Here is a 10,195-nt window from a genome sequence, read left to right as displayed (position 1 = left end):
TTGTCTACACCCTCCTAGTGCTCCTGCCCTCATGCGGTTTTTCTCTCCGGACATGAGGCTTTTGAATTCGGGCCAGGGCGTCAGAGATATCAGGATATTGGTTATCTCTTCGATAGCCCCGGGCGCGCTTTTGTCCTTTTCTATTTTGGTAATGCCTTTGCATTGTGCATAAAGGTCATCCTCATTAACGTAGAACAACTGGCTGCAGACAATACTGGCAATGCCGGTACAGCGTTTTGAAAACGTGGTTATGGGCATATGCAGGGCTGTCTCAGTGTTCGATGGGCCGAATGGCTCGCCAACAATTTCTGCAATCATGGTGGCGGTCGCGCCATCACGCGGTTCATCGCCGCGCAGGTAGGCGTTTTGATCAAACGGCAATGTTCTTCCCTTATTGACAATCACCGGCGTCGGGATTGTGGATGTAATCGTCCAGAACTCGATCCCGGGTACACCATTCTCGATAAGCGCCTTCAGATCAGGGCGATAACGCACCATCATCAACAGCGGGAAAACTTCGTAGAACCTTGTTTTGCCTTCGTAGACAGCCTCAATGATAAAACCGGCGCGGCCTCGCAGTGGTTCTCGATGCTTCTCGCTTTCTGCAACAGCCATCAGGTCTTGGGTCGGTAGTCTGAGCGAGTAGAGTGATACGGCACCATTTTCGATGGCCAGGCGATGCTTGAAAGGCAGTTGAGTCAGCAACTTTTTAATGATTGTCGCGTAAGCCTTGCGGGCATCAGCCAGATAAGCCTGAAACTCATGCTCGAATTGTTGATTGATGTCTGGCAGCGCCTTGTACAGCAACTGCATTTCACGGTTTATGGGAAGCAGGCCTTCCGTGCTGTCGCGCCCCGGCAGTCTCCAGTCATCAATGTTTTCACCGGCCATGTAGACATCCAGCAACGACGACGAATCGTGTTTTATGCCGTAAGCGTTATAGGGCAGATTGGATGCTGAGAGGGTGCCTTTATGATCGCGATAGACAGGCGTATGGCTTTTCCGTAGCACTGCCAGCCTGGGGCGTAGATCAATGGGCGGGAATGGGTAATCTTCCTGCTCAAGTATCTGTTGAATTGCAGGCGTCCTTCGCGCTTCTGTCATGGCGACGATGGCCATCGCCTTGCGTTCTGGCGCTGTGCGAACCAGTGCATTCACAGCTTCAAGTGATTCGGTTTCGGATTCTTCGAACGCGCTGACTGCCTGTGCTATCTCTTGTTCGGAATAAGGCAGGTTGCCCTGAATACAGATATAACCGTTGGCCTGCGCCCATGCCAGAAGGATGGGCAGGCGGGTTGTGAGATAGGCTGCCTGCTGTTCTTCGGTGTCCATCTTTTTGTTGAAGATCACTGGCAGTTCGATCAGGTCGTCAAAGCTCATCCAGCGTGAAGAACCAAACTCGATGGCTTCCGCAAGGGTGACCCCATGCTGAAAATTGACCCACACTTCAGTACAACCATATGGCAGATCGTCGGGAACACCGTTGACCATCCATTCAGGGCAGTTCTCCAGTGCCAGTATGAAGCGTGCGAGTATTGCTTCGTTGATCGACGCCGCCTTTCCCGTGTTGATCAGGTGGCTGTGCATATCGTTCAGGATGTCAGCGTGGCTACGCCCCAGGTTTTCTGTTCTGGAGAATGTGTAGCCGGCAATTTCTCCAGGCTTTCGATCCTCAGGTTGCTGAAGATCGCTGCTGATGGCATGCCATAAAATCCGGTCCATGAGTGTCATCAGGGACGCGGACGTTTCTCCCTCAGGCCGATCAAGTTGTGCCAGCAGCGTTTGTCCCAATGCCCTTGCCGGTCCGGATCTGAGAACCCGGGCCATAACCGCCACTGGGGAGTCCTGAACATGTGCCAGTGGACAGGAGGCAATGATTTCAGCACCCAGCTTGCTTAGCAGCGTGCCACCTTCGTTGCCCAGGTACTCGGTGCAGGCTCGTTTCAGGTCCTGCAGATTTTTCGGTGTCAGCATGATTTTGATGTCGAACTGATCAATAAGCCCCAATTCCTGACTGGCGCGAAGTTCTGCCAGCGTATTGAGCAGGGTTTTGATTGCCGTTTTGTCAGGCGATGGTGGAAGCGACAACCCGTAGTTATAGCTCAGCATCAATGCCAGGCTGACGCTGCCATCGCTGTCTATCTGAAACGGCAACTCCTGCTTTTCGGCTTGGAGCGGTGCAGGCAGAGCAGCTTTCTCAGCGCAGTATTCGCCGAATCCGGACGCTGGATCTGGCTTGATCCGAATGTCTTCAAGGCTGATAGGGGCATTGCTGCTCTGCATTACCGCAAGCAATGCTTTTCGTGTCGTCTAGTAGTCAGCACTTTCGGCCGGATCCATGAGGTCGATGTGGGCGCCGACAGCCTGGGTCGGTTCTGAAAGCGGTTGTTGCGCGGGATTTAGCTGTGTCATTACAAATGCTCCGATAATGGTTAATCATTGGAGGACGATGTAATCAGGCATCAATCTGTCTGTGGCACTAAGTAAATATTGCGTGCGGGTCCAACCTTATTGCCCTGTGTGCCCCGTTTCCGTGCGACCCTTGCACCTTCAGTTCAGGCGAGCACAATTTTGGTGCTGCGCCTGATCGGGCGGGGAATGTCACTCTCGTTGGCGCACGACTTTGACCGGATGGCATAAGTCTTGCGCGGCTCAATTACCGTTCAGGCTCGCAGGAGGCACGCCGTGTCGATTCATATTGCCTTGCACCATGTCACGCACTATCGCTACGAACGCGCGGTCGAACTGGGTCCTCAGATCGTTCGCCTGCGCCCGGCCGCTCACAGCCGCACGCGCGTACTGTCGTATTCGCTGAAAGTCCTGCCCGAAAACCACTTCATCAACTGGCAGCAGGATCCTCAAGGTAATTACCTGGCGCGTCTGGTCTTCCCGGAAAAGACCAGGGAATTTCGCGTCGAGGTCGATCTGGTCGCCGAGATGGCGGTGTTCAATCCGTTCGACTTCTTTCTGGAACCTTACGCCGAAAACATCCCCTTCAACTATGCCAGCGAAGAACAGCGCGAGCTGGCGCCGTACCTGGAAAAACTGCCGCTGACCCCAAGATTTCAGGCGTATCTGGACAGCATCAGTCGCGAGCCGATACCCGCCATCGACTTTCTGGTGGGTCTCAACCAGCGCCTGAGTCAGGATGTCGCTTACCTGATCCGTATGGAGCCGGGTGTGCAGACCCCGGAATTCACCCTGGAAAACGCTTCAGGTTCTTGCCGTGACTCCGCGTGGCTGCTGGTGCAGCTGTTGCGCCATCTGGGTATGGCGGCGCGATTTGTATCGGGCTATCTCATCCAGCTCAAGGCCGATGTCGAGGCGCTGGACGGGCCGTCGGGCACTGATGTCGACTTCACAGACCTGCATGCCTGGTGCGAGGTCTATCTGCCGGGTGCTGGCTGGGTCGGTCTGGATGCTACTTCCGGCCTCTTTGCAGGCGAAGGGCATATTCCGCTGGCGTGCAGCCCGGAACCGTCTTCCGCAGCGCCGATCAGCGGGCTGGTCGAGCCGTGCGAAACCGATTTCAGCCACGAAATGTCGGTCGAGCGCATCTGGGAGGCCCCGCGGGTCACCAAGCCGTACACCGAAGAGCAGTGGCAGGACATTCAGTCCCTCGGCCGACAGATCGACGCGGACCTGACGCGTGACGACGTGCGCCTGACTATGGGCGGCGAACCGACGTTCGTGTCCATCGATGATCGCGACGGTGCCGAATGGAACACGGCTGCGCTGGGGCCTCGCAAGCGCGAGCTGTCTGCCGAGCTGTTTCAGCGCATGCGCGCGCATTACGCGCCACTGGGGATCGTGCATTTTGGCCAGGGCAAATGGTATCCGGGCGAACAGTTGCCACGCTGGTCACTGAACTGTTTCTGGCGCAAGGATGGCAAACCGGTCTGGCGCAACAATGCGCTGATAGCCGATGAAACCCAGGATTACGGCGCTACCGACGAGCTGGCCGGGCGCTTTCTGGCCAGCGTTGCCGAGCGTCTGAAACTACCGGCCCGTTTCGTTTTTCCGGCTTACGAAGACAATTTCTACTACCTGTGGCGCGAAGGCGCATTGCCGGTCAACGTGACTGCCGAAGACTCGCGGCTGGGTGATGAGCTGGAGCGCGCGCGTCTGCGCAAGGTCTTCGCTCAGGGGCTGGACAAGATGATTGGTCAGGTCCTGCCGTTGGGCCGTAATGCAGGCGGCGATAGCTGGCAGAGTGGCCGCTGGTACTTGCGTGACGAACACTGCCGTCTGGTGCCGGGTGATTCCGCGCTGGGCTATCGCCTGCCATTGGCCTCGCAACCCTGGGTCAAGGCGGCGGAGTACCCGTTCATTCATCCGACCGATCATAACCAGGACTTCCCGGAGCTTGCCGACAGCGACTCGTTGACCTCAGCGCTCAAGTCCACAGACACGGACGCCGAGCGCCCGCCGAAGATCGACGAGTCGGCCGACTGGCTGACCCGTACGGCGCTGTGTGCCGAAGCGCGCGACGGGCGTCTCTACCTGTTTATGCCGCCACTGCAAAAGCTTGAGGAGTACCTTGAACTGGTGGCCGTGATCGAAGCGACCGCTGAAGAACTGCAATGCCCGATTCTGCTGGAAGGCTATGAGCCACCGAGCGATCCGCGTCTGTGTAACTTCCGCATTACCCCGGACCCTGGTGTGATCGAGGTCAACGTGCAGCCGTCCGCCAGTTGGGACGAGTTGGTCGAGCGCACCGAGTTTCTTTACGAGCAGGCGCGCCTCACACGTCTGACCACAGAGAAATTCATGATCGACGGCCGCCACACCGGCACAGGCGGCGGCAACCACTTCGTGCTGGGTGGCGCGACACCGGCGGACTCGCCGTTTCTGCGTCGCCCAGACCTGCTGCGCAGCCTGATCAGCTATTGGCACAACCATCCTTCGCTGTCGTACCTGTTTTCCGGTCTGTTCATCGGCCCGACGTCCCAGGCACCACGCATCGATGAGGCGCGCAACGACTCGCTTTATGAAATGGAAATCGCCTTCGCACAGATGCCGAAGCCTGGTGAGGATGTCGCGCCGTGGATCGTGGACCGTCTGTTGCGCAACCTGTTGATCGACGTAACCGGCAACACCCATCGCGCCGAATTCTGCATCGACAAGCTGTACTCGCCCGATGGTGCAACCGGACGTCTTGGCCTGCTGGAGCTGCGTGCCTTCGAGATGCCGCCGCATGCGTGCATGAGCCTGGCGCAGCAGTTGCTGCTACGGGCGCTGGTGGCGCGTTTCTGGCGTGAACCCTATGCACCGGCCAAGCTGGCACGCTGGGACACGCAATTACATGATCGCTTCATGCTGCCGCACTTCATCGAGCAGGATTTCGCCGATGTGGTCGCCTACCTCAACGCAGCAGGCTACCCGGTACAGGCCGACTGGTTCTCTGCGCATTTGGAATTCCGCTTTCCGAAAGTGGGTGATTACGCCGTCAACGGCATCGAGCTGGAGCTGCGGCAGGCGCTGGAGCCCTGGCACGTTCTGGGTGAAGAGGGCTCGGCCGGTGGCGCGGTGCGCTACGTCGATTCGTCGCTGGAGCGTCTGCAGGTGCATCTCAGCGGGTTGCCGCCGCAGCGTTACGTATTGACCTGCAACGGCGTCGCGGTGCCTTTGCAGCCCACTGGACGGGTTGGCGAGTTCGTCGCGGGTGTGCGTTATCGCGCCTGGCAGCCGGCCAACTGCCTGCAACCGACCATCGGCGTCCATGCGCCACTGGTTTTTGATCTGGTCGACACCTGGATGCACCGTTCGCTGGGCGGCTGCGAGTATCATGTCGCCCATCCGGGCGGCCGTAACTACGAAACCTTGCCGGTCAACGCCAACGAAGCGGAAAGTCGTCGCCTGTCACGTTTCTTCCGCATCGGTCACACCCCGGGCAAACTGGACGTTCCGTCGCTCAACATTAACGACGAGCTGCCGATGACGCTGGATATGCGTCTGCATTAGAAAAACAGTGGCTCTGTGCGTCAGATGCACACGGACGTGACATCTGACTGCACTAATCTGAAGTCCTTACGTTGCCTGCCGAGCCTTCCATGCCCGACCTGCTTGACCATTACCCGCTGTCCGAGGGTACTTACCACGAAATGCTCGATGCCGACGGTGCCGTCCGCCCGCACAACACATGCAGCGCAGCACCTCGGCGCAGCTGATCCAGCGCCAAGCCTTGCTGACCCGGCAGATCCAGGAAAACGGTGTCACCTATAACGTTTACGCCGACCCCAAAGGCGCGGACCGCCCATGGGAGCTGGACCTGTTGCCGCACATCATTGCGGCCGATGAGTGGCAGCACGTGGCGGCAGGGATTGCCCAGCGTGCACGGCTGCTCAACGCAGTGCTTGCGGACCTTTACGGCCCGCAGACGCTGATTGCCAATGGCTTGCTGCCCGCTGAACTGGTATTTGGCCATAACAACTTTCTGTGGCCGTGTCAGGGCGTAAAACCTCCAGAAGGCACGTTCCTGCATATGTACGCGGTCGATCTGGCACGCACCCCGGACGGGCGCTGGTGGGTGACTGCCGACCGCACCCAGGCGCCTTCGGGTGCCGGTTATGCACTGGAAAATCGCCAGAGCGTCGCGCGTGCCTTGCCGGAAACCTATCGTGACCTGCAAGTCCGGCACCTCTCGGGTTTCTTCGACGCATTGCAACAGACGCTTGCCCGGCAGGCACCGACCAGCAGCGAGGCGCCTCTGGTGGTGCTGCTGACGCCGGGGCGTTTCAACGAAAGTTACTTCGAGCATTTGTATTTAGCGCGGCAGTTGGGTTATCCGCTGGTCGAGGGCGGCGATCTGACCGTACGCGATGCCACTGTTTACCTGAAAACCCTCAGCGGCTTGCGTCGGGTTCACGCGATCATGCGCCGTCTGGACGACGACTTCTGCGATCCTCTGGAATTACGTACCGATTCCGCGCTCGGTGTGCCGGGGCTGCTGGAGGCTGTGCGTCAGGGCAATGTGCTGGTCGCCAACGCATTGGGCAGTGGTGTTCTGGAGTCGCCTGGCCTGCTGGGCTTTTTGCCGAAAATCAGTCAGTACCTGTTTGGCGAAGATCTGATCCTGCCATCGGTCGCAACCTGGTGGTGCGGAGAACCGCCCGTGCTGGCGCAAGCGCTGGAGAAACTGCCTGATCTGTTGATCAAACCTGCATTTCCTTCGCAGCACTTCGCCCCGGTGTTCGGTCGCGATTTGAATGAGGAGCAGCGCAACGCGCTTGCCCTGCGCATGCAGTCGCGCCCCTATGCCTACGTCGCTCAGGAGCTGGCGCAGTTGTCTCATGCACCGGTGCTGCAGGCCGATGGTACCGGTTTGCAGCCGCGCGCCATCGGCATGCGTGTCTACGCAGTGGCCAGCCTCGACGGCTATCGCGTGCTACCGGGCGGCCTGACCCGAGTGGCCGCCGAAGCCGATGCCGACGTGGTGTCGATGCAGCGCGGCGGTGCGAGCAAGGACACCTGGGTGCTGGGCGAACGCTCGCACCTTGGCGAGCCCTGGAAGGGGCAGCGCACGCTGGGCGTCTATGACCTGATTCGCCGTGATCCTTACCTGCCGTCGCGGGTGGTGGAGAACCTGTTCTGGTTCGGGCGTTATTGTGAACGTTGCGACGACAGTGCTCGTCTGCTGCGCATCATGTTGACGCGCTATGTCGACGACGACGATCCCCACGCGTTGCAGGCGGCCGTCGCGCTGGCCGGGAGCCTGGGCATGCTGCCCGAAGCCGAGGAGGGCGAAGAGTTGAAGGACCGCCTGCTGGTTGCTCTGCTGGGCGACGAGTGGCCGTTCAGCCTGCGCGCCAATTTGCAGCGTTTGCAGTGGGCCGCTTCGCAAGTGCGCGGCAAGCTCTCACGGGAAAACTGGCAGGCGCTGGTGGAATTGCAGCGCGAAGCCTCAAGCTTGGAAACCGAAGAGCCGGATTTTGGCGAGCTGCTGGATTTTCTCAACCGTCTGGTGATGTCTCTGGCAGCGCTTTCCGGTTTTGCGCTGGACGACATGACCCGCGACGAAGGCTGGAGCTTTTTGATGATCGGGCGACGTATCGAGCGCCTGAAGTTTCTCAGCACCAGTCTGGCGGCGTTCTTGCGCGGCTCGGCAGTCTCGGAGAAAGCCGGGCTGGAGTGGTTGCTGGAGCTGGGCAACAGCAGCATCACTTATCGTTCGCGGTACATGGCCGTACCGCACCTGATTCCGGTGCTGGACCTGTTGTTGCTTGATGAGCAGAACCCGCATGCGGTGCTGTTTCAGCTCAAGCTGGTGCAACGCTCGCTGCGCCGCCTGAACGACGAGTAGCAGCCTGACGGTGTTGGCGCAGCGTCTTGCCGCGTTCGACCTGGGCAGCCTGGAGAATCCTTTGTTTGGCCAGAGCAGTATCGACGCCGTACTCGACGGGCTGGCGGACCTGCTGCAGAGCATTGGCGACAGCAGTGGCCTGGCGTCCGATCGCTTGGCGTTGCGCCATTTTGCCCACGTCGATGATGTCAGCCAACGTACGGTGTCTGTCTGATGAGCGCTTTCTACCAGATTTTCCATGACACACATTACAAGTACGACAGCCCGGTCTCGTTGGCCCAGCAACTGGCGCACCTGTGGCCGCGCAGCAGTCCCTGGCAGCGTTGCACCGAGCAGGCGCTGGAGATTCTTCCTGAACCCACCACGCGTCGCGATGAGCTGGATGTATTCGGCAACCCGCTGACCCGTCTGGCCTTCGAGCGTCCACATGATGAATTGCAGGTCAATGCGCGGTTGTGTATCGAGGTGATGGAGAAGCCGTTTCTGGACTTCAATCTGTCGCCCGAATGGGAAGTGACCCGCAGCGCGCTGACATACAGCGCCAAGCCGATGACCGAAGATATTCTGGAGGCCTGCCGCTATCGTTTCGAATCCCCCTACGTTCACCTGAAGCGCTCATTCGTCGAGTTTTCGCAGGTCTGTTTCCCGCCGGGCCGTCCATTGTTGCTGTGTGTGCAGGCCTTGATGGAAAAGATCTTCGAGGAGTTTACCTTCGATGAAGAGGCCACTCAGGTCGCCACGCCGCTGGTGGAAGTGCTGGAGCGGCGGCGAGGCGTGTGTCAGGACTTCGCCCACTTGATGCTGGCGTGTCTACGCTCTCGTGGCCTGGCGGCGCGCTATGTGAGCGGCTATCTGCTGACCCAGCCGCCACCGGGCCAGCCCCGGTTGATCGGTGCCGACGCCTCGCACGCCTGGGTATCGGTGTTCTGTCCGGCTTCGGGCTGGGTCGACTTCGACCCCACCAACAATGTGCAACCTGCGCTGGAGCACATCAGCCTGGCCTGGGGGCGTGACTTCTCTGACGTCTCGCCTTTGCGCGGCGTGATTCTGGGCGGCGGCACGCATGATCCCGATGTCCGGGTGACGGTGATGCCGGTCAGCGCCTAATTACCTGCTCCCGTGAATCGTTCTTCAGAAGGGCGCTCCGTCGCGAGCGCCCGAGGGACCATTTGACGCACGTCCTTGGAACCCCGGCCCTGATCGGGCACTCTCTTCTTACGTCAGTTATCACGTTAATCAAGTCCTGCCCTGGAGATTCAAATGATTCGCAAGCTTGTAGCGATTTCGCTGTTGTCGTTGGCCAGTAGCCAGTTGCTGGCTGCCGAGTGTTCGGCCACAGTCGATTCGACCGATCAAATGATGTACAACACCAAAGCCATTGAGATCGACAAGAGCTGCAAGGAATTCACCGTCAACCTGACGCACTCCGGCAGCCTGCCGAAGAATGTCATGGGCCATAACTGGGTGCTGAGCAAGAAGTCCGATACCCAGGCAATCGTTACCGACGGCATGGCTGTCGGCATCGACAAGGATTACCTGAAGCCCGACGACAGCCGCATCATCGCCCACACCAAAGTCATCGGCGCTGGTGAAAAAGACTCGGTTACCTTTGATGTATCGAAGCTGGACCCGGCACAGGAATACCAGTTCTTCTGCACATTTCCAGGGCACATCAGCATGATGAAAGGCGCTGTGGCCCTGAAGTAACGAAACGCCCCCGAACGAGGACGCGGAGCGTCGCACGATAGTTGAGATTATCGTTCCGCACGCCGCAGCGTGGGGATGCCTTGGTTGACGCTCCGCGTCGTAGATATGCGCCGCGCCGCAAACGCAAGACCAGACGCAGAGCGTCGCACGATAGTTGAGATTATCGTTCCGCACGCTCCAGCGTGG

4 protein-coding genes and 1 pseudogene are annotated in these 10,195 nt (G+C 59.1%); 4 read left to right on the top strand and 1 reads right to left on the bottom strand.

Annotated features, from left to right (window positions below; genetic code table 11):
* Positions 1-2,283, bottom strand: a 2,283-nt coding sequence (locus ALO64_RS07895) for an MFS transporter (RefSeq protein ID WP_235804982.1), incomplete at its 3' end; no start/stop codon positions are given.
* Positions 2,284-2,685: 402 nt separating this feature from the next.
* Here ALO64_RS07895 and ALO64_RS07890 point away from each other — a divergent pair.
* The 4 genes and pseudogenes from ALO64_RS07890 (at position 2,686) to azu (ending at position 10,009) form a co-directional block, all read left to right on the top strand.
* Positions 2,686-5,964, top strand: coding sequence for a transglutaminase family protein (locus tag ALO64_RS07890; protein ID WP_044344577.1), 3,279 nt, complete (start codon positions 2,686-2,688; stop codon positions 5,962-5,964).
* A gap of 89 nt (positions 5,965-6,053) precedes the next feature.
* Positions 6,054-8,516 (top strand): annotated as a pseudogene (locus ALO64_RS07885) (circularly permuted type 2 ATP-grasp protein).
* Positions 8,516-9,409, top strand: coding sequence for a transglutaminase family protein (locus ALO64_RS07880; protein ID WP_044344578.1), 894 nt, complete (start codon positions 8,516-8,518; stop codon positions 9,407-9,409). The pseudogene ALO64_RS07885 and the gene ALO64_RS07880 overlap by 1 nt, the downstream one beginning before the upstream one ends.
* Positions 9,410-9,562: 153 nt before the next feature.
* The gene (gene azu, locus ALO64_RS07875; protein ID WP_044344579.1) at positions 9,563-10,009 is read left to right on the top strand and encodes an azurin; all 447 of its coding nucleotides are present in this window, start codon (positions 9,563-9,565) and stop codon (positions 10,007-10,009) included.
* The last annotated feature ends 186 nt before the right edge of the window (positions 10,010-10,195 follow it).

Source organism: Pseudomonas meliae, assembly GCF_001400515.1.
Classification (GTDB): Bacteria; Pseudomonadota; Gammaproteobacteria; order Pseudomonadales; family Pseudomonadaceae; genus Aquipseudomonas; species Aquipseudomonas amygdali.
This window is presented reverse-complemented; position numbering and strand designations above follow the sequence as displayed.

Bases quoted from the DNA above. Each gene is read 5' to 3' on its own strand.
- ALO64_RS07880 (WP_044344578.1), top strand. From the start codon at position 8,516: ATGAGCGCTTTCTACCAGATTTTCCATGACACACATTACAAGTACGAC.
- azu (WP_044344579.1), top strand. From the start codon at position 9,563: ATGATTCGCAAGCTTGTAGCGATTTCGCTGTTGTCGTTGGCCAGTAGC.